The 380-nt window shown below is 56.6% G+C and carries 1 tRNA gene and 1 rRNA gene; both read left to right on the top strand.

The annotated features are described in order from the left end of the window. Window positions 1-134 (top strand): 16S ribosomal RNA (locus tag GRF61_RS24465); the annotation flags it as partial. A 68-nt stretch (window positions 135-202) separates the two neighbouring features. Then, a tRNA-Ile gene (locus GRF61_RS24460) sits at window positions 203-279 on the top strand. The last annotated feature ends 101 nt before the right edge of the window (window positions 280-380 follow it).

The following is a 380-nucleotide window of genomic DNA, read 5'->3' as shown; positions in this document are numbered from 1 at the left end:
CACCATGGGAGTGGGTTTTACCAGAAGTGGCTAGTCTAACCGCAAGGAGGACGGTCACCACGGTAGGATTCATGACTGGGGTGAAGTCGTAACAAGGTAGCCGTATCGGAAGGTGCGGCTGGATCACCTCCTTTCCAGAGCTTCGTGTTCAACACCAAGTGCTCACGCTTATCGGCTGTGAAGATCGTAAAGACAGGCGAAGGGGTCTGTAGCTCAGTCGGTTAGAGCACCGTCTTGATAAGGCGGGGGTCGTTGGTTCGAATCCAACCAGACCCACCATCAGTCTACGGTGAGCGGACCTCACGCGAGTGGATCCCCTAAGCGAGTCGGCATCAGGGGGCATAGCTCAGCTGGGAGAGCACCTGCTTTGCAAGCAGGGG

It is taken from the genome of Azoarcus sp. TTM-91, assembly GCF_012911025.1.
Taxonomy (GTDB): Bacteria; Pseudomonadota; Gammaproteobacteria; order Burkholderiales; family Rhodocyclaceae; genus Azoarcus.
This window is presented reverse-complemented; position numbering and strand designations above follow the sequence as displayed.